Below are 19,880 nucleotides of genomic sequence, written 5' to 3' on the forward strand. Positions count from 1 at the left end.
CATAATGCAAAAAATGACATTGTTTGTTTGGGCTATTCTTTTTATAATGATGGCCGGTTGTTCCGAAGGGGATTCTCCCCTTACCACCGACACCGGTCAAACATCGGATATGCCTTTTGCCATGGCACAGGGAACATCCAGGCGAGAGGCTGCTCCAGAACAAAATATTATCACACAACAGGCTTCTTCGATTAACAGATTTGCCCTTGCGATGTACAAATATCTTGCCGAAAAAGAGGGTAATACTTTCTTTTCACCCTATAGCATTATTGCAGCCCTCGGGATGGCCGAGGCTGGTGCAGAGGGCGAAACAGAACGTCAGATCCGGGAAGCACTCTTTGTAACCCTGTCCGGCGATGACCTGCACGGTGCACTCAACGGTCTCGATTTGTCACTTGAGGAGTATGCACAGGCACAACAGGGTGTAACGCTTTGTATCGTTAACAGCATCTGGGCGCAAACAGGATGGAATTTATTACCCGAATATCTTAATCTGCTTTCCCGGTATTACGGCGCAGGGGTTAACCTTCTCGATTTTATTTCCGAGCCCGATTCGAGCAGGATTGTAATCAATACCTGGGTGGAAGAGCAGACAAACCAGCGGATCGAAGACCTTATTCCGCAGGGCGCCATCAGAAGTGATACGAGGCTTGTTTTGACCAATGCGATCCATTTCCTTGCCGATTGGCGTTATCAGTTCGATCCTGCACTGACCGGTGATGAATCTTTTACCCGCCTGGATAACAGTACGATCACCGTTCCCCTGATGCAGCTTGGTGAATCCGGCGAAAAAGTAACCATGGCCTATGCGCAAAGGGGGCATGTCCGGGCTGTGGATTTTCCGTACAGAGGCAATCGGCTGTGTATGACAGTCCTGTTGCCCGACAGCGGAGAATTCGATGAGTTTGAAAATTCCTGCACTGCAGACACGATTGACGAAATCCTTCAGCTGCTGGATTCAACTAAGCTTCCGCCCGTGCGTCTGCCCAAATACACCGTTACAACCGCTTCACTTTCTCTGGTCGAAGCGTTGAAATCGCTTGGAATGACTGATGCATTTGACGCATCTAAAGCCGATTTTTCGGGTATTGACGGTACGAAAGGCCTGTGTGTGTCGGATGTTATCCATAAAGCCTTTATTGCCGTTGATGAGAGCGGCACCGAGGCGGCGGCGGCCACTGCGGTAGTTATCTCTCGCTCATCGGTAGGTGATATGCCGAGCTTTGTTGCCGACAGGCCGTTTATCTATCTCATTCGTGACCGGCAAACGGGGGTGATCCTTTTTATGGGAAGGCTTGTAGATCCGGCAGAATAGAAATATTCCCCTGAAAATGTAAAAGCGTTCATCCTTTCGGCATTCATAGCTTTGCTTGTTTATCCCCAAAGAGCACCTTTCTCCCGTGACTTATTTCCCATTAAATTTGATCTTTCCCCTGCAGCAAAATTATTTAGAGGAGATTATTTATGTGCGATCAAATCGGGAAGGACTAAAAATGAGAATTGAATTACCGCTTAATGGAACCGGGCAGCTTTTAGGAATTCGGGCACCCTTTGACGGTGTTCTTGAGGCATTGCGACTTGAAGGTGCTGATGGACCGCTCTCTTTTGCAGAACTGGCGGCGGCGCGGATCAATGCAGGCGGAAAAAGCAAGCTCTGTACCATGGGAGCTTTTGTCAGAGAGGCTGTTGTGCATACAGAAACAGGGCCGACCTATTATGTTCGGAACTCACCGCTTCTTGATATAAGACTTACTCGTAAGGTAATGCACCTGCATAACATGCTCGAAGCTGTCCAAGGAACGGAACGGGACCATTCCGGTTTTGGGGAGATATATTTCGGAGATATCCTTGACAGCTCCATATTTGAGACTATCGTCAGCCAGGCACAGGAAGATGCCCGGAAGGCTCCTCATCAACGGCGTGTACTGATTGTGCCCGAAACAAAAAGCTTTCGGATACCCGCGGACCGTTTTGATAAGAGTGAGTTGGCATTATGGGTTTTCGGCGGCCCTGAGCAGGCGCGGGCTTATGGTGAGTTCCTTTCTCAATCCAAAATCAATGAATCACCAGTCTGGCTTGTGGAGTGGCTGATACCCGATCTTTCACGGAAACCTTTTATCCGTCAGCTCTTTTTCGGTGCTTTAGAGTTCGGTTCGAGCATTAACGGCGGACGGCGCCTGGGTTTTGATGATGGTTTGCAGGGTGGAGTATGGGGCGTGAAAGGATGAGCAGATTGGAAATTATGCATAATCGCATCTTTTTCTTGCATTAATTACATCAATATTCTCCCCAAGAAATTTTGTAATTTTTTCCCGCAGACCCTTTTCTGCGTTTTTAAGACTGTTAAACATCAACCAAAGCATTGGGTCTCGGTCATACCATCGACGGCGATTAATGTCGAGAGGGAAATTGAATGCGTTTTCCTCATCGAGGAGTTCCGGATTGCTTTTCCGAATAGTATCGATAACATCTCTAACCAATGGATTCCGGTATTTCGGCTCCATGGTCTTGAAACTGTCAAGATAAGCTCCTAGTCGGGTATACTGGTCGTACCATCGATTTCTTTTCATAGAACCACCTTGCTCCGTGAATGGTCAAATGCCCTCTCTTAATTGTACGGAAAAATCCGGTTAATTGCAAGGATTGGATAGCTAATAGAGGTCGAAAGTTGAAGGTAGAAGGGTAAGAACAGCGGATAAGAGATTTAATATTTTGGCCGATAATCAGTTATTCGGCAATGTTAAATCTTTCCTCCTCTTGTCCGGCAATGCACAGTTATAATATTTTGATTGCATGTCGTCACTTTTCGATGCCCACTGTCATCTTCAACATCCGCAATTTAAAAATAATATCGTCGAGGTACTTGGCCGGGCGCGGAGTACCGGCATTGAAGAATTTATGTGTTGCGGAATGGGAGAACAGGACTGGGAGGGTGTGGCCTGGCTTGCAGAAAATATCACCTCCATCTATCCAAGTTTCGGTCTTCATCCGAGGAAAATCGATATTCGTAATGAAATCTGGTCTGAGAAACTGATTAATTATCTTATCAGATTTCCTTCGGCGGGTATCGGTGAAATCGGCCTCGATTATTCCCTGGCATCATCAACACATAAAGAGCAGGAGCGTATCTTCACCAGTCAGCTTCAGATGGCCCAACAGCTCATGCGGCCGGTTACCGTATTTTGTCAGTATGCCTGGGAAAAACTTGTCGAGATTCTTAACAAAATCGGTCCCCTTCCTGCCGGGGGATTGATCAGAGCCTATGCCGGCCCCCCGGAGCTGATAGACAAAATGGAAAAGGCCGGTTTTTATATATCCTTTACTAATTGGATCTGTCCCGCTCGTGCCGATGAGCCTCGAAAAGCGATTGGTTCAGTTTCATGCGACCGGTTATGCATTGAAAGCGATACCCAGTATACGGTTCTTCCGGAACAGAAGGCCGAATTAAATCACCCATCGGTGCTCGGAGATATATGCAGTGCTATCGCCGGAATCCGGGATATGACTGGACAGGATGTTGCCGAATTGACATGCAAAAATGCGCGTCGACTGTTTTGTAGTAGAGCGGCATAGAGTCGCCAGGCAGCGGTAATGCCAGACACAGAACAGGCATCTGCTAATCGGGAGGGTTTATCAGGTCAGAAACTTTCTTTGACAATTCTGCGGCTTTAAACGGTTTTTTTAGAAAACCGGTCGATTTATTCTTTAGTAAATCGGTTAGAACCCCGTCTTCGCTGTATCCTGAAACAAAGAGTACTTTGGTATTATCGTTAATTTGAACAAACTTTTCGAATGCCTCTTTTCCACTCATTACCGGGAGTATCAGGTCAAGGACCACAAGATCGATTTTTTTCCATGAGGTTTGATAGTGAATAATTGCATCTTTGGCATTAGTGAATCCTTCAGCTGTGTAACCAAATCCTCCAAGCATATCCACGAATGCCTCTTTAACCGACTCTTCATCATCGACGACAAGGATCCGACCTCGCGCGCCAACCGGAAAGGGCACTTCATTTTCTTCATTGCTGTCCTGCGTCCGTGATGCTGAGGGGAATGCGATTGTAAAGATGGTTCCTTTACCTTTTTCGCTGGCAACATCGATAGTGCCGTTATGACTTTTTATTGTACCGTATACTGCGGCAAGTCCCATTCCGGTGCCGCGGCCGGGTTTTTTGGTTGTGAAGAATGGTTCGAAAATTCTTTTTTGCAGCGATGGATCGATTCCTGTTCCCGTGTCGCCGACTGAAATCTCTATGTATTCCCGTTGTACCGTTCGATTTTTCAAACGGACTGTTTTCATGGGCGATCGAGTGGAAAAGGTTATCACACCTCCTTCCGGCATTGCATCACGGGCGTTCAAACCAAGATTGAGAAGTGCATTTTGAATCTGACCGGAATCACCCGCAATAACTGAATTTACGGCATTGGTAGTAAACTTTATGCCGATAGTTTTATCTATACTGCGCTCGAGTATGGCAATTACCTCAGAGATAATCGCATGAATATCAGTTGGATTTCTTTCGTAATTTCCTCTCCGTGCAAAAGCAAGGAGCTTTTCGGTTAAAGCAGCCGCCCGGCGGGAAGGCTTGAGAATTGAATCAGCATAGGATACAATTTCAGGATCCTTTTTATAATCCTGACGAAGCATTTCGGCATTGGCCATTATGCCTACAAGCTGGTTGTTGAAATCGTGCGCTACGCCTCCGGCAAGCTGACCGATCGCCTGCATTTTTTCCGACTGCAAAAGCTTCTGTTCCAGTTCCTTTCGTTCTTCTTCGGCTCTAACTCGATGAGTAATATCACGAAGGGTTCCCTGTGAGCCTCGTAGATTCCCCTTTTCGTCTCGTAAAAACATGACTCTCAACTCTCCCCAGAATCGTGACCCGTCTTTGCGCACATATTCGCACCGCTGAAGGGGTATTTCGATATCCTGATCCTGTGCAAGATGGGTATACCGTTTGAAGCTCTCTGTTGCTTTGGCAAACGATTCGGGGGTCAGCAGGCGAGTGGCATGAATAGAAAGGATCTCTTCAACTGAATAACCAAACACTTTTTCCACAGAAGGACTCGTATAGGTTATATTGAAATTCATATCCTGAATAAAAAGCACATCCGGCATGTTTTCTGCTAAAAGACGGTATTCTTCCTCACTTTCTTTAAGTGCAGCGGATTGCCTGGTTACTTTGTGCAATGAATCCGATAATCGCCTCTGTATACTTCCAACCCCCGCAAGCATAACCGATGTATGAAAGGCATAACCCAAAAGTTGTGTTAACCAGGTTTGCGGTTCGTGCAAATAATTGCTTTCCAGGAAGGCGCCGGGAACCAGGTCGTAGTATTCTAAAACACCGATAATACCAATGGAAATGACACTGGCAATTAGAGTAAAAATACCGGTCAATATGCCGAATGATGCTCCGGCGATCACACAGCACATGCTGAGAATTACCCAGCTGACCGTTGCCAGTCCCAGAGAGATAAAACTGGAAACAGCACCCAGTCCGGCAAGCGAAAGAAGCAAAGCCATAACCAGGGATATGGGCATCTTTTTTCGCAAAAAAACAACCACTATCACCGCAATAAAAACGAGGAGATCGGAAAGAATGTCGATATGCCACCCCTGTGAAGTAATTCTGGACACGGACACAGCTGTGGCAACAGTACCGAATGTGATAATAAGTATGCCCAACTTGTCAATAATAATTCCCAGGGTTTCGCGCGCATCTTTATGAGAGTTATACTCATCACGAATAGCTGTCATTGTTAATTATCCGGGGTTGGTGTGAACAGGAATAAATATTGGTAATATATAATTATATCGTGAGGTTCATCGATGGGCAAACATGAAACAGTTTTTTTGCTCTTTTCTGTCTTTATAATTTTTGCAAGATAACTGTAATAGAGTATTTCTGCTTATCAAAGATACAGTTGAATGGCTCAAAAAGCGGAAGAGCAGTAAGACTTGATATCGCTTATTGGATTTTTGCCAGTAGTTGCAATATAGTATCCCGTGTATTTCTTTTCTGGTTGAGCATGATAACGAAAGGCCGAAGTCCCTGGGACGTTTTAATGTATCCGGCATAATTATATACACCGGAAAGAGTGCCGGATTTTACCAGGGCGCCTTTTTTTGAGGGGAGAAGGGAGGCGTATTCTTTGAATTGCTCGAGAATATTTATCATAATCAGGCCGGTAGTCTTATTTTTCCGTGAAATACCCGAGCCCTCAACTACAACCATATCGGATTGGTCTATATTCAGGTTTGTCCTGACAAAATTTTCAAAAACAATTTTTGCATTTGCAAAGGTTGCAGGATACCCTTTTTCTTCAGCTCCTATAGTAAGAAAAATCTGGTTGGCGATAAAATTGTTTGAGTATTTAAGTAAACCTTTGAGGATATCGGGCAGTTCCCGGGAGTTATAATGGGTATAATATTTATTCCAGGTTGCCTGTCTATCTGTTTTGGATATTGCCGTAGTGGCTATTGAAATGCTTTCTTTATTGAATATTGCAGCAAAAAGTTCGCCGGCATATTGGAGACAATCCTGCTTATTTACACTTAAATTAATTCGTTCCTTTGTTCCGGCTCCGATTATCGCTGCTCTGCTTCTGGCGAGGGGCGTTAAGGGGGTCTGTTCTTCGGCAGATAAAAGTCGGCCGTTGCGGTCTTTTCTCACATTTATCGTATTGAAATTAGTTACTAAAGCGCCATTGAGTGCATCATAGGGATTTGAGGTCTTTGAAACCCCGGGAATTGTGATAACAGGTTCGAAAGCGGAATGGTCCAGAAGAAGCCTGTTGATGTCCTGTATACCTTTTTGTTTCAGTTCCTTTGCAATCAGGGTGATTTCTTCGGATACGAGATAAGGGTCACCAAATCCTTTAATAATGCAATTATTGTTGTTGTCTTTATAAAACTCGGTTTTAAATCGATAGTCTTTTCCCAGCTTTTCCAGAGCAACATAGGCTGTCAGGATCTTGATAATCGATGCCGGAACAAAAAGTGTATTCGCATTATGCGAAAGAACGGGGGTACCGTCTTCATCGCAAAGAATTACCGCTCCGTTGTCAACTAAGGATACTACATCCTGTATGATTTTTTGGCTATTTTGAGCATGAATCAGCCCTGGTAGAAGTGCGGCGCAAAGACAAACGATCATTATGCGGGTCATCGTACCTCCAGTGTGGTTGGTAACCATTATTTTTCCTCCTTTAAACCAATGAAATAAAAATACTATTGGTGAATGGGAATGATAAGAATTTTGCGGTGATTTTTAAGACGGAAGTAAGGATATAATGAATTTTCCTTTAAAAGTACCAAGCATTTTCCTGAACCATGAATTCGAACCTCTTTTCAATTTCTCTCTGGATAGCACCCTGCGCCAAATTCTATTTTGTGAATGAACCTAGTATGTATTTTTCCGGATTGAGCAACAAATGAATTTCTTACTGTCGTTGGCATGTTGGTTTGCCCCCTTTGCGTTAATCCCCTTAAGCTATCTTTCGTTCCGCTTTGTGCCGAGAAGAAAAATTCGCTATCTAATTTATTTTTTAATCCTTACTGCTCTCTTTTTCTCCGATCTATTCTGGATATCATTTATGAATGATTTTCTCGATCGTGTGGTTATCTTTTTTGTTCTTTTCATGGCGGCGGAATTTTTCTGGCTTTTCAGTTATATTAAGCGGAAACTGGTATTTATCATCTTATTAGCTGGTATGGGGACCTTATATTTTGTGAAAAATATCGAATGGATAACAACGCCCCCCGGCCGGATACATCACTATTGGACATATTCCCTTGCTGATACGCACTCATATAAGGGGAAAACATATTTCATTAAGGAGCGAGACCGGGGGTTCAAAAAAATACCGCACCGGACATTTGAGTTGGGAAAATATCCAGGCGGAATACGATTTTTCGAAAAACATATCGATTATTATTCTACTTCCGAAGGATACTATAATACCGATTTTATTTTCCAGTGGAGACACACCCCTAAGGGAGTTCGGGTAGATATTATCGATGATACCACCGTTGTGTGGACATTGGGGGAGGGATTTAAGGAGACTGCGGGAGTCGACTAAGAGTGAATCATACGGATTACAATCAAGGAGAATTTAATGAAAGAATTTTTTACTCGTCTTGCAATAAGTGCTTTGAGCCTTGGGGTGGCGGCATACGTTGTGCCGGGGATATATGTTAACAATGTTTTAACACTGCTTATTGCTGCATTTTTACTCGGTATCGTCAATGCGATTATCCGCCCGATTCTCATCATACTGACATTGCCCGTTACACTTGTAACGTTGGGCTTTTTTCTCCTGGTGATTAACGCCGCAATGCTGGGGCTTGTTGCCTGGATTCTTCCTGGTTTCGGAGTAAGAAATTTTCTGTCTGCGCTGCTCGGATGGTTAATTCTGAGCATTACCAGTTGGACGGCATCCCACATCTTTTTCAGCAATAATTTAAAGAAGAATGAATAGATGCGGTTTTATCGCTGAAATGTCATTTTACTGCATTTGAAAAAGAAAAAAACATCTCAGGCTGATTCCCGCACAATAAACTTTGTGTGTAACTCTTTATGTTTTATACCGGATTCTCTTCCTTCCAGTTTGTCGACAATCATGTTGATTGCATAATCACCCATTTCGAGCTTGGGTTGACGAACAGTAGTAAGAGTCGGCTCAATGACTTCGGCGGCCGGAAGATCATCAAAACCGACGACAGCCAGTGAATCGGGTACAATTACATTCCGTTTTTTAGCTTCTTTAATAATTCCTATTGCGGTCATATCGCCGGCAGGCACAAAAACAGCGGTTGTTTCAGGCGCCTGTGTTCGAATACGATCGAATATTTCCATACCGTCTCCCACGAGGTCGTCGTTAACCTCGAAGACATAGTTTTCTTTGAATTCAATATCATGCTTCTTCAGGGCATCTTTGTAGCCGTTCAGACGGTCCTGGGTAGGGACATTGGGCTTGTTACAGGTAACACACGCGATATTACTGTGCCCTTTTTCGATAAGATATGATGTGGCATTGTGCGCTCCCTGGGTGTTATTCACAAAAACTGAATCCAGGATGTCACACTCGCGGGCAACCAGAATACATGGCACATTTTCATCTCTGAAAACATGGAGTTCTTCTTCGGGAACCAGCGCACTGATAAGAATGATCCCGTCAATTCTCCGTTCCCGGGCAAGTCGTTGAAAGAGTTGCGATTCGCTTTCCTTTTGTCCGATAGTATCGAAAAGCTGGACCGTATAGTCGATATCGCGGTTAGTACTCTTTATGCCCTGGAGAATACGGACAACAAAGGATGACGCCAAATTGGGCACAATCACGCCGATCGCATTCGATTTGCGTGTAGCAAGACCCCGGGCGATAACATTGGGATAATAATTTAATTCTCGTGCAATTTTCAGAACCTTTTTTCGCGTATTTTCGGAGATATTCGGCTTATTATTAATGACCATTGATACCGTCGCTGCAGTTACTCCGGCTTTTTCAGCGATGTCTTTCAGGGTAACAGCCATAATGACAACCTTTCTTATTAAGTTATAACTATCAAAAGGACAAGCTGAGATTAAACCCGACCGCTTCCGATGATATTGACAAATCGGGCTTCAATTGCATCCGGGCTTCCGTATCATGCAAATGTGCATCCACAACTGCATCAAAAATCCCATAGAAATAAAAAAGTATGGAATACCAGAGATAGGTATTTCGTTTCCTGAAAACTTCATCTCTCCGCGAATCCCAATCACGATGAAATGTATCTTCGAATTCATTTTTCGGGTTATTCGGATCACTCATCTCAAGGATCTTTTCTTCACAATCTCTCATGAGACTGTGATAATTATACGACATGAATCCCAGCGTGAACTGCACCATGGTAATCATTCCTGCCTTGGAAAGCGCTCCGTTATAAATCTGACCCATTCCCAGGCCGGGAACCGCAGAAAGCCATCCGGCAAGAGCCGGCTTTTTAGGCGAATTATCATAAAAATATCGTGAGCCTTGTACAGCATCCATGATATTGAAATAGGTGCATCCGGCAAGACCAAAGAGCATGTGATGATACATCGTTTTTGCTTCACGACGGTCATAGCGTTCCAGTTCATACTGCATTTGCGATGAGACAACAGTACCGGCAATTTCTGTTTTTAAGGTAGTGAGTTCCTCGAAACGGAGTGAATCCTCAATGAATGCGGAGTCGAAAAAGGTCGTGGTGTCGATTATTTGCCGGTAAAAATTAAGGGAGTCCTGCACGGAAGAAAGCTTCTGCTGTGCAGAGAAAACCGAATCTTTCCAATCGTTTACATCTTCTTTTTTGTTCCGGCTATAAAAAAGATATCGGTCCCGTGCCACTAATCCTAAAATGACCTCGGTCGTCAGGAAAAGCGAGCCCTTTATATAATTTCGTGTATATATTTGTCCAAGTCCGGGCATCAAGGTCGAAAGACCACCCGAAATTAATGGATTAAACCGGGGATTTTTTTCAGGCTCCGACATACCGGACCATTCTGTCGTTAAACTGTCGCTGCTCTGCGAACTCCCCCTTTCCGGGAATACATCGGAGTCCGAAACCGCAGATGTGTCTGCATAAAGAGTAATGCAGGCCATAAGAAGTATCCCTATAATTATTCCCATGATCGCCTGTGGGGTTAAATTCATTTAAGCGTTACAATATACATCATACTTATTGTAACTCGCAATTTAAACCCTTAACTAATATAGTATTATTGAATACCAAAACCAAAATTTAAAATTAAATGGCAAAAAAAGTAAACGCTTACTTGGCTGCAATAGAAAGAAGAATAGAAGGATGAGAATGAAGAGGTTTAAATTTCGTTGATAATGAGAGGCTTTGAACCCTTGTATTTTTCATCAAGATAATTGATAAAAATAACTTCGGTAGAAACATTCTTGTTAATATTAACTATCAATCTGTCAGCGTACATCCGGGACATATGAAGCCCCCGTCCATTTTCATCGAGAAGACCTTCTCCGTGAATATGGCGGTCGAGACGGAATAGAACCTGTTCTTTGGAAAGACGGCCGCTGGTATCGATTACCGATACACCGTATTTTTCCGAATCCTTGCCCAACGCTATTTTCACCTTTTCACTATTATCAAGAACAACATTCGAATGTTTCTGATATTTTGTCTTACCATCTTTATTAACCGGAGCATGATAGACCGCATTGGTGATAATTTCTTCCAAAAGTATCTGAACAAAGAGCTGAGGACGGTGGAATTCGGAAATGGAATCAATAACTTCTTGTTCTATCGTGTTGATCTCTGATGTTTGCCGGAGAGTAAATTCTTTGAGTATTGTATAGTCGGGAAGCATATATTTATCGAGGCCGAAGATATTTTCAGTCACCAGACCGTAGACAATCGAATTGAATTCATCAAAATTAAAGGGGGTTGATTTGGATATTATATTGGATATATTACTTTCTTTGGCCATTCGGACATAGTCGTCGACATTATACCCGGTGATTAATGCAACCTTGGTATGGGGATAATTTTCTTTAACGATTTTAATGAGTTCATACCCTTTCATTCCGGGCATGTTAATATCTGATATAACGAGGTCGATTGTGTCGTTTTTCAGAATCTCGAGGGCCTGATTGGCATTGCTCGCAGTATTTATATGGTACTGTTCTTCAAGTTCAATTTCCAGCATGTCGCGCATGATCGCTTCATCATCGACAATGAGCACTTTTCCAATTTTTTGGTCAGTCATAAATCGGTGCATTTTTAGCTAATGTGCCGGTATACAGGTTGAAAAGATCACTGATTTGTCCTGCGGTAGCCCATAAGGGCAGGACATGTTTGGTCTTTTAATAATGCCATGAAAAAGAGGGGATGTCAAGGTGAAAATGTATATGGAATTGCAATATTTATCAGGAAAAAATTAAAGATTTTATACGGTCAAATCGAAGAGAGGCGGGGAGAATGCCCTTTCTCCTGATTTCTGTGTTCCGGTGTTGGTATAGCCGGAGGCAGGATTATCCGGAGTTGAGGAAACGCTCTCCGGTATATCGTTGTTGTTGTGGGGGCCGGTACCTTTCTTTCCCTGCTGTTGCGCCAGTTCCTGCCGGGCTTTGGCTTCATTTTGGGTAGCCTGTGCGGCCACACTTCGATCCTGGCCGGATGGTTGTGCCGGCGCAAGGGCCGCTTTGCGTACAACCTGCATTTTCTGGATAGTTGCCTGAGGATTACCGGCTATCGGCGATGTATCAATACTCACTTCACCGCCCACCGCATATTGTTTGCCGTCCGGGCCTACCTGATATTCATAGGAGGCGCCGCCTCGTACATATTGCCCACCTGCCGCCACATGGGCTGCCTCATGCGCGCGTACCTCCCGGTCACGCGTCTGGAGCTCACGGACCTCCCGGCGTTCCTCATCGGAAAGAGCTTCGGCTCCTCCACTCTCGACAGCAGCTTTTTCGGCATCGCTGCCATCGCATGGAGCGCAGGGTGGCTGGTTTGGCGTAACTGATGAAGAATCAATGCCTTGAATCGCCATTGGTACTGTTTCTTTCTCAGAATCCTTTGCCCGCTACATTCATAGCCGACCTCTATAACCTCTCGTTCTGCCAGTAACTTCAGGGTGTAGTTACCCACTTCTTATATCGGTGTTTCAACAACCGCACTTTAGAAATTGTTTTAAAAATCTTGAAGTGAGATATAATTCGGGAAATCAGCTTGGGCAGTACTTTTCACACCAGGATATCGCATCACTTATTTTATGCAAAATTTTTGATGATAGTATATCCAATCGAATTAATCGAATTTTAAAGGAGGTATGTGCAATGGCGCCAAAGAGCGAAAAAAAACCTGAACATATGGAATTTCAAACTGAAGCAAAGCAACTCCTGCACCTTGTTATTCATTCGCTCTATACTCATAAAGAGATTTTTATCCGGGAGCTTATTTCCAATGCATCGGATGCTCTTGACAAATTGAGGTTCGAGTCGGTCACCAATCCTGATATACTTGGGAAGGATACCGAACTGTCAATTCATATCAAACTCGATAAAAAGGCCAAAACATTCACCATATCCGATAATGGTATCGGAATGACCAGGGAAGAGGTGGTTGAAAATATCGGTACTATCGCCCGGAGCGGTTCAAAAGCCTTTCTTGATAAAATGACAGGGGATCAGAAAGCGGATTCCAATCTTATCGGTCAGTTTGGTGTGGGGTTCTATTCTGTTTTCATGGTAGCATCAAAGGTTAAACTGGTAACCAGGCGTGCCGGTAGCGATGCGCCGGCGGTTGAATGGGAGTCGGACGGGACCAGTGAATATACTCTTAAAGAGACCTCTAAGCCCGGACGGGGCACCACAATTACGGTTTACCTCAATGAAAATGGAAGTGACTATGCTGAAGACTGGCAGGTCAGGACGGTCGTCAAAAAATATTCCGATTTCATCGCTTTCCCCATCTACATGCCGAATGAAAAAGGCAAAGAAGAGATAATCAATGAAACAAAACCGATCTGGAAGCATTCACCTTCGGAACTGAATGACGACCAATATGAAGCCTTCTATAAACATTCGCTTGGTGGATTCGATAAGCCGCTGTTTCATATCCATAAGAAGGCTGAAGGGATACTCGAATATTCTGCTTTACTCTTTGTTCCCGAAAAGGCCGCCTTTGAATCATTTAATTTCGAGCGTAAGCACGGAGTCAAACTTTATGTCAAACGGGTATTTATCATGGATGACTGCAAAGAGCTGATTCCCGAATATCTCCGATTTGTTAAAGGTGTTGTCGACTCGGAAGACCTTCCTCTCAACGTCTCCCGTGAAGTTCTTCAGAAAAACCCGATTATCGAAAAAATTAAAAAGAACCTGGTCAACTGGCTTCTTGCGAGATTCAAAGAGCTTTCGGAGGATGATCCTCAGAAATACAAACAGTTCTGGCTCCAATTCGGCGCCATTATCAAAGAGGGTATTCATACCGATCATGAAAACAAAGATAAACTTCTGGAGATTGTTCGCTTTCAGTCGTCGGTTGGAGAGAGCAGGGAAGATCTGACTTCACTCAAAGAGTATGTGAGTCGCATGCGGGAAGACCAGAAAGAGATTTACTATATCACCGGGGAGAGCAGGGAGGTTGTTGAGCGAAGTCCTCATCTTGAAGTATTCAAAGATAAAGGGATCGAGGTCCTCTATCTTGTCGATCCTATTGATGAATGGGTGGTGCAGGATGTCTACAATTACGATAACAAGCCCCTGAAGTCGGTTACCAAAGGCGATCTTGATCTGGGCGACCTGGGCAAAGAAGAAAAGGAAGAGAAAGAAAAAGAGCAGGGCAAATACAAGAAACTTACCGAGAGAATCAAGAACATTTTAAGCGATCAGGTTAAGGATGTTCGTCTTTCTACACGCCTTAAAGACAGTCCCTGCTGTCTTGTTGGTGATGAAGACGCTATGGGTGCGCACATGGAAAAGCTCATGGCGGCAATGGGCCAACAGGTACCGCCTTCAAAACGGATACTTGAAATCAACCCCGATCATCCCATTGCACAGAACCTTCATGCGATCTACGAGCAATCGCCGAAGGATCCGCAGCTCGAGGAGTGGGTAAAACTGCTTTATGATCAGGCGCTCATTGCCGAAGGAAATCTTCCGCAGGATTCACTTGCCTATACCAGGCGGGTCAATGAGCTACTGCTCAAGGCATCTTCAAACAAAAAAGAGGATTGATCACAGGAAGCGATTTGATGTATGTCAACCATTGCTTTGTTGACGGATTTTGGTTTGGATGATTGGTACGTGGGCGTCATGAAAGGCGTGGCGCTTCGTATCAATCCCTCTGCATCTCTGGTTGATGTCACCCATGCCGTTGCGCCGGGAAATGTCAGAGAAGGCGCTTTTGTACTTATGAACTCCTTTTCCTGGTTTCCCGAAGGAGCGGTATTCTGTGTTGTTGTTGATCCGGGGGTGGGGAGTGAAAGAAAAATTGTTGTTGCGCAAACATCACAGTACTCTTTTGTAGCCCCCGATAACGGTGTTCTTTCCTTTGTTCTTGATAAATATCCGGACAGCCGCATATATTCATTTGACAACAGACACTATGCACTCCCCCAGACCAGCGCTACATTCCACGGGAGAGATATTTTTGCCCCGGCTGCCGCACATTTGTCCAGAGGAATTCCTCCAGAGATGATGGGGGCCGTGCAGACCGGATATGTCCGGCTCGAACGATATTCTCCGGTATGTACCCGGAGCGGCGTTGAAGGAACTATCGAATATATCGATCGGTTCGGTAATGCGATAACATCAATCGAACCCGGACATATCGATACGCTTGAAAAGGACTCGTTGCCGGTGGTGAATGCGGGAAAGGGTAATGCTATACCCCTGTGTCGCTGGTACCGCCAGGTTCCCGCCGGTGCCCCGCTTGCCCTGATCGGCTCCTCGGGCTTTCTGGAAGTCTCGATCAATGGAGGCAATGCTGCCGATCGGTTGGAGCTGAAGGTCGGGGATCGTGTAACAGTCCAGTGAGTAATAAGCTGCTCATACATTACCGAACAACCGCTCTCAAACAAAAAAGGAGAGCACCGCCAGTATATCAATAACAATCAAGGTCGGGGTGATTTCCCGATACTTACCCATTGCAATTTTTATAATCGTCCAGCTCAAAAATCCCCAAATAATGCCCTGCGTAATCGAATAGGTAAGGGGAATCAGAACAAAACTGAGGAAGGACGGTATTGCATCATCAAGACTGTTCCAGTTAATCTTCATCACCGGTTTTATCATGAATACCCCCACAAGGACGAGTGCAGGTGCGGAGGCAATTGCAGGAACGATCGATAGAAGAGGTGAGAAAAACATAAAGGGGAGAAAGAGTATTCCCGCTGTAACCGCGGTAAGCCCTGTCCGTCCACCTTCCTTAATGCCGGTCGCCGATTCGATATAACTTGTCCCGGAGCTGGTTCCCGTCAAACCGGAAAATGCAGTCGAAAGAGCATCGACAATCATCGACTGCCTTATATTTTCCGGTTCACCTTTTTCATCAGTCAGACCCGAAGCTTCGGCGACACCCACGAAGGTGGAAAGGCTGTCGAATAAATCGGTGAAAAGGAAGGCAAAGATAACCGGCCAGAGGGCAAATTTAAGCGAACCAGCCAGGTCGAGGGCAAAGAGGAGACTGAAATCGGGAGCTGAAAAAAAATTATTCCATGTTACCAGTGTTGGAGTACCGCCGGTTACCGATGATGCATCGCCCCAGAGCCGGCCTATGGGAATCGATGCCAGTGTTGTTAAAAAAATACCGATTATCAACGCACCTTTTACTCCTCTGCTTACTAAAATCGATGTGACCAGTAGACCGGTCAGGAACGTGATTGTTACGGCATTAAGCGGGCCCATCCCGATAATAGTCGTTTCGTTGGAGATAATGAATCCGGCGTTACTGAAGCCTATCAGGGTAATAAAGAGACCGATTCCTCCGGCAACACCATAACGGATTTGTCTGGGAATGGCTTTGACAATGTGGGCTCGTATTCCAAAAAGCGAAAGCAAAAGAAATACAATTCCCGACCAGAAAACAACGCCAAGCGCGGTTTGCCAGGGTACTTCCATGCCGATCACGACCGAATAGGCGAAAAAAGCGTTAATTCCCATCCCCGGTGCCAGCACAATAGGATTTTTTGCATACAATCCCATCATGATACTGCTGAATGCACTTACCAATACCGTAGCGGTTACCACCGCCCCGAAAGGCATCCCGGCGGTACTGAGAATCGAAGGGTTTACAATAATGATATACATCGCTGCCAGGAACGTGGTCACTCCGGCTATAATTTCGGTCTGGAAATTTGTGCCTCGTCGTTCAAAATCAAAATAGTCCCGGATTTTCATGAGTACTCCCTGAGTATATGAGCTCAAAAAATAATCGATTGGAAATCATTGATTCAGAGGTGACAGAAGATATCCATTTTAATCCTGCATTCTTTATCTTCAATCCTCATCTGTGGTCGTTATCTCAGATCCTTCACTAATTTCTTTCATTGCAACTTTTATCCATTGATTATATTATTTGTATAAAGCATTGCACTTAATTCCTTATCCTTTCCTTCAAGGAGGCATTAATGAAAATCCGGAAGCAGATTATCTATGGCATTACTGCGCTCTGTCTCTTTTTTGTGTCATCATCTCATGCAATAATAGGTGTGGGTGTTCATTACGGACTCGACCTTTCAGTCAGCATGGAGGACCAGGAGAACATTCCCCTTTCCCTCAAGGAATATACAAATGTTTTTGATGTCGATTCCTTCTTTAACAGCGTTCCCATTCCGGTCGATTCTATCGACAACATGGATATTGCGGTATTTTTAGACAGCCTGCGTAATCAGGGGGTGCAGCCTTCTGATATTCCTCTGCTCAGCGGGGACCTCCCTTTCTATATCTCCCGGACCGGATTCGAACGGTATCCGCTCAACATAGGCGGCAAAGTGTTTGTTGATATTATTCCGGTTCTCGATGCTGTTGAAATTTCCATGAATTTCGGATTGTGGCAGTATGATGGAGAAATACTGTATCCAAAAAATATAAAAGCCGATCTTGATGCACAGGCTTTACTTGATGATCCCACCTCGGTTTCCTTTCAACAGCTCTTTGAAATGGAATCGATTCCGGTGACCCTCGAGCAGTTCGATCTTGCTTATTTTGGCTTGAATAAAACTCCCTATGCAAAATTGCATATCGATGCCACGGTCAGAAAAAATATTATCAGTGTTCCGAAAAGGATGAAAATCTTTCGTCTCTACGGCGGCGGTGGTCCCAGCGTGCATTTTGCAACACCGGTGCTCGATCAGGAGATGGTTGAGGATGTTCTTAAGGATATCATAGCAGAATCCGACGGCAATATCAATGATCTGGCCGCCATGCTCAACGGCGATCCCCAGGCATTGAAACCTATTGTCGAAAAAATCATCGAAGGCCTCGCTGTTCCGAAATTCGGTATGCACATAGTTGCCGGTGCGATGATTAAACTTCCGGTGGTGCCCCTGGGATTTTATGCCGACGGCAAATTTATGATACCCTTCGGTGATTTCAACGAGGATGCCGGATTAAAAGGCTATGGACTGCTGATAAATGCCGGATTAACTTTCGGGCTATAAGAGAAAGGGGGGAAGATCCTTCGGTTCTTCCTCCCGCTGAAACGGGATCGGTGCAGTGCACGCTCAGGCCTCGCCTTGGACCTTCAATTATCCTACTCCAACGCTTCAATCCGCTGTTTCAGCAGGGGGTCTGGAAGGACCAGCTCTGTAAGGACGGCGCCGATTGTCGAGAATATGGTGAAGAGAAAGACCCGCCATACGGCCGTGGAGATAATGGCGACCGGTTCGATTACCGTGCCGGGCAAATCAAAGTAGAGGCTGACACCGGTATAGAGCAATCCCAGAACTGCTCCGCCCGCTGCTGCCGCGATGATTCGGCGCCATAGGACGGCGGCGCCAGCAAAGGTGGTAATGGAGGCTCCGATAATGAAGGGAACCAACAGCACGAGAGGAGCAATCTGCCGGAGCGAAGGCAGCTCTCCCATACGGGTAAGAAACAAATAATCGGTCAATCCGAAAAGCCCGGCGCCCAGCGCAGGAATTGCTGCTGCATGCCAGTAGCGGGGAGTAAGTTCCTGAAGTTTAGTCATCCGGTTTTTAATTCGTCGCTGAATGGTAAGCGGCCAGTTATAAAAGAGGCCGAACACCCAATGTTCCAGTAATGCGCCACTTTCACCGAATACCGGTACAACATGGACTGCATCGGTAGCCCAGTGGGATGCCATAAACCGTGCGAGTACCGGATAGCGATAGGTCATCTGTATGGGAAAGGCAAGATAGCCCACATATTTGAAAAACCCTAAAAATACGGCAATATTATAATCTTTAAAATTCCGTTCACGAATAACAAGATATAACACATAGAGACCTCTGGTCAGCGATCCGGGAGAAATAGGGACAATCTGAAACGCCGCGATAATGGCTGCCGAGGCTGCAATCGCCTGCGTTCGCGACCATTCGGGATGCTGAAGCCAGACAATGAGCGCGGTCAGAATAGAAACAACCTGAGTTACCGGGAGTGTGCAGACGTGAACAGCAAGGCTCTTGAGGTATTTCTGTATAAAAGGCTCTTTAATTCGGGAATAGATAACTTCGGCATCTTCGTTATTGATGATATGTTTCTCTTGACCATCGGCAACCATGTCGCGGAGCCATTGTTCCCGCTCATCAGCATCGAAATAGAGCCGAATCGGTCGACGGACTATAAAATCGAGTTTTTCTTTGAAATAATCGAAATTAGTGAAAAACTTATGAATCCCTGGAGGAAGAATAGAGAAAGGAAGGTGGAAAATAAAGGTTTTTGCCGAAGATGCCACTTTCAGGGCATCCTGATCGGTAATTCGTCCTGCCCGGTGCCATGCAATAGATTTTTCGGCAAGCTTTGCCTGCAGTGCTCGCCGGAAATAATGACCGCTGGTGGTAAAGAGGGCCGCGTAATGGCGTCGCCATGAAGTATGAGCCCAGATTTTGCGTATAAAGGACCCTAAAAAGGGTATTATGCCGATGATAAAAAAGAAAAGAATCGACAGAGGAGATTTGCGCAATGACTGGTCATGTTTTTTGTCGATAATGTTGCGAACCGACCAGCCGGTGACTGCACTTGACAGTATGGTTTTCCACAGCCGGGGGCTATAAAGAAGCCGGATATGGTTGTGAGTAATGTCGGGAATCGAATTTCGATAGATCTCTTCTACTTTCTTAAGTTCGTCAACCAAGGGGAAAAGATCCTGGAATTCACCGCTGTGTTTATTGATAAATGCTTCAAGCCGGGCGATATTTCCC

16 protein-coding genes are annotated in these 19,880 nt (G+C 45.0%); 8 read left to right on the forward strand and 8 right to left on the reverse strand.

Annotated features, from left to right (window positions below; translation table 11 throughout):
• Positions 1-4 precede the first annotated feature (4 nt).
• On the forward strand, positions 5-1,315 hold the full coding sequence (locus GF401_17115) for a serpin family protein (GenBank protein MBD3346779.1): 1,311 nt from the start codon (positions 5-7) through the stop codon (positions 1,313-1,315).
• A gap of 178 nt (positions 1,316-1,493) precedes the next feature.
• Positions 1,494-2,228 (forward strand): hypothetical protein, encoded by a 735-nt coding sequence (locus tag GF401_17120; protein MBD3346780.1) that lies wholly within the window; start codon positions 1,494-1,496, stop codon positions 2,226-2,228.
• 12 nt (positions 2,229-2,240) lie between these two features.
• Here the strand turns inward: GF401_17120 and GF401_17125 are convergent, their stop codons facing one another.
• Positions 2,241-2,570 (reverse strand): hypothetical protein, encoded by a 330-nt coding sequence (locus tag GF401_17125; GenBank protein ID MBD3346781.1) that lies wholly within the window; start codon positions 2,568-2,570, stop codon positions 2,241-2,243.
• A 223-nt stretch (positions 2,571-2,793) separates the two neighbouring features.
• Between GF401_17125 and GF401_17130 the strand changes: the two genes are divergently transcribed.
• Entirely contained in the window at positions 2,794-3,573 is a 780-nt protein-coding gene (locus GF401_17130; protein MBD3346782.1) for a hypothetical protein, read from the forward strand.
• A gap of 43 nt (positions 3,574-3,616) precedes the next feature.
• Here GF401_17130 and GF401_17135 read toward each other — a convergent pair whose 3' ends face one another.
• Both GF401_17135 and GF401_17140 read right to left on the reverse strand, forming a co-directional pair.
• Positions 3,617-5,761 carry a PAS domain S-box protein gene (locus GF401_17135; GenBank protein ID MBD3346783.1) on the reverse strand — a complete coding sequence of 715 codons (2,145 nt, stop codon included), beginning with the start codon at positions 5,759-5,761 and terminating at the stop codon, positions 3,617-3,619.
• Between the two features lie 211 nt (positions 5,762-5,972).
• Positions 5,973-7,199 (reverse strand): penicillin-binding protein 4, encoded by a 1,227-nt coding sequence (locus GF401_17140; GenBank protein ID MBD3346784.1) that lies wholly within the window; start codon positions 7,197-7,199, stop codon positions 5,973-5,975.
• 400 nt (positions 7,200-7,599) lie between these two features.
• Here GF401_17140 and GF401_17145 point away from each other — a divergent pair, with 400 nt between their 5' ends.
• Positions 7,600-8,085 (forward strand): hypothetical protein, encoded by a 486-nt coding sequence (locus GF401_17145; protein MBD3346785.1) that lies wholly within the window; start codon positions 7,600-7,602, stop codon positions 8,083-8,085.
• Between the two features lie 36 nt (positions 8,086-8,121).
• The gene (locus GF401_17150; protein ID MBD3346786.1) at positions 8,122-8,484 is read left to right on the forward strand and encodes a phage holin family protein; all 363 of its coding nucleotides are present in this window, start codon (positions 8,122-8,124) and stop codon (positions 8,482-8,484) included.
• Between the two features lie 56 nt (positions 8,485-8,540).
• Here GF401_17150 and GF401_17155 read toward each other — a convergent pair whose 3' ends face one another.
• From GF401_17155 to GF401_17170, 4 genes are all read right to left on the reverse strand, one after another.
• Positions 8,541-9,536 (reverse strand): LacI family DNA-binding transcriptional regulator, encoded by a 996-nt coding sequence (locus GF401_17155; GenBank protein MBD3346787.1) that lies wholly within the window; start codon positions 9,534-9,536, stop codon positions 8,541-8,543.
• A 31-nt stretch (positions 9,537-9,567) separates the two neighbouring features.
• Positions 9,568-10,626 carry a hypothetical protein gene (locus GF401_17160; protein MBD3346788.1) on the reverse strand — a complete coding sequence of 353 codons (1,059 nt, stop codon included), beginning with the start codon at positions 10,624-10,626 and terminating at the stop codon, positions 9,568-9,570.
• Positions 10,627-10,844: 218 nt separating this feature from the next.
• A complete protein-coding gene (locus GF401_17165) occupies positions 10,845-11,768 on the reverse strand; it encodes a response regulator (protein MBD3346789.1) in 924 nt (307 codons plus the stop codon).
• Positions 11,769-11,936: 168 nt separating this feature from the next.
• Positions 11,937-12,545, reverse strand: a complete 609-nt coding sequence (locus GF401_17170; protein MBD3346790.1) for a hypothetical protein — start codon at positions 12,543-12,545, stop codon at positions 11,937-11,939.
• Positions 12,546-12,831: 286 nt separating this feature from the next.
• Here GF401_17170 and htpG point away from each other — a divergent pair, with 286 nt between their 5' ends.
• Both htpG and GF401_17180 read left to right on the forward strand, forming a co-directional pair.
• A complete protein-coding gene (gene htpG, locus GF401_17175) occupies positions 12,832-14,733 on the forward strand; it encodes a molecular chaperone HtpG (protein ID MBD3346791.1) in 1,902 nt (633 codons plus the stop codon).
• A 21-nt stretch (positions 14,734-14,754) separates the two neighbouring features.
• Complete coding sequence (locus tag GF401_17180) at positions 14,755-15,534, forward strand: hypothetical protein (GenBank protein MBD3346792.1); 780 nt, start codon at positions 14,755-14,757, stop codon at positions 15,532-15,534.
• Positions 15,535-15,570: 36 nt separating this feature from the next.
• Here the strand turns inward: GF401_17180 and GF401_17185 are convergent, their stop codons facing one another.
• Positions 15,571-16,896 (reverse strand): NCS2 family permease, encoded by a 1,326-nt coding sequence (locus GF401_17185; protein MBD3346793.1) that lies wholly within the window; start codon positions 16,894-16,896, stop codon positions 15,571-15,573.
• Between the two features lie 230 nt (positions 16,897-17,126).
• Here GF401_17185 and GF401_17190 point away from each other — a divergent pair, with 230 nt between their 5' ends.
• Positions 17,127-18,158: a hypothetical protein gene (locus tag GF401_17190; protein MBD3346794.1), complete on the forward strand. Its 1,032-nt coding sequence runs from the start codon at positions 17,127-17,129 to the stop codon at positions 18,156-18,158.
• Positions 18,159-19,880: the final 1,722 nt, after the last annotated feature.

The organism is Chitinivibrionales bacterium, from assembly GCA_014728215.1.
In the GTDB taxonomy this organism is placed as follows: Bacteria; Fibrobacterota; Chitinivibrionia; order Chitinivibrionales; family WJKA01; genus WJKA01.

Excerpts from the sequence above, each read along its gene's own strand:
- GF401_17180 (MBD3346792.1), top strand. The coding sequence starts at position 14,755 with ATGTCAACCATTGCTTTGTTGACGGATTTTGGTTTGGATGATTGGTAC.
- GF401_17165 (MBD3346789.1), bottom strand. The coding sequence starts at position 11,768 with ATGCACCGATTTATGACTGACCAAAAAATTGGAAAAGTGCTCATTGTC.
- GF401_17125 (MBD3346781.1), bottom strand. The coding sequence starts at position 2,570 with ATGAAAAGAAATCGATGGTACGACCAGTATACCCGACTAGGAGCTTAT.
- GF401_17185 (MBD3346793.1), bottom strand. The coding sequence starts at position 16,896 with ATGAAAATCCGGGACTATTTTGATTTTGAACGACGAGGCACAAATTTC.
- htpG (MBD3346791.1), top strand. The coding sequence starts at position 12,832 with ATGGCGCCAAAGAGCGAAAAAAAACCTGAACATATGGAATTTCAAACT.
- GF401_17190 (MBD3346794.1), top strand. The coding sequence starts at position 17,127 with ATGAAAATCCGGAAGCAGATTATCTATGGCATTACTGCGCTCTGTCTC.
- GF401_17155 (MBD3346787.1), bottom strand. The coding sequence starts at position 9,536 with ATGGCTGTTACCCTGAAAGACATCGCTGAAAAAGCCGGAGTAACTGCA.
- GF401_17135 (MBD3346783.1), bottom strand. The coding sequence starts at position 5,761 with ATGACAGCTATTCGTGATGAGTATAACTCTCATAAAGATGCGCGCGAA.
- GF401_17150 (MBD3346786.1), top strand. The coding sequence starts at position 8,122 with ATGAAAGAATTTTTTACTCGTCTTGCAATAAGTGCTTTGAGCCTTGGG.
- GF401_17120 (MBD3346780.1), top strand. The coding sequence starts at position 1,494 with ATGAGAATTGAATTACCGCTTAATGGAACCGGGCAGCTTTTAGGAATT.
- GF401_17160 (MBD3346788.1), bottom strand. The coding sequence starts at position 10,626 with ATGGCCTGCATTACTCTTTATGCAGACACATCTGCGGTTTCGGACTCC.
- GF401_17170 (MBD3346790.1), bottom strand. The coding sequence starts at position 12,545 with ATGGCGATTCAAGGCATTGATTCTTCATCAGTTACGCCAAACCAGCCA.
- GF401_17145 (MBD3346785.1), top strand. The coding sequence starts at position 7,600 with ATGAATGATTTTCTCGATCGTGTGGTTATCTTTTTTGTTCTTTTCATG.
- GF401_17140 (MBD3346784.1), bottom strand. The coding sequence starts at position 7,199 with ATGGTTACCAACCACACTGGAGGTACGATGACCCGCATAATGATCGTT.
- GF401_17130 (MBD3346782.1), top strand. The coding sequence starts at position 2,794 with ATGTCGTCACTTTTCGATGCCCACTGTCATCTTCAACATCCGCAATTT.
- GF401_17115 (MBD3346779.1), top strand. The coding sequence starts at position 5 with ATGCAAAAAATGACATTGTTTGTTTGGGCTATTCTTTTTATAATGATG.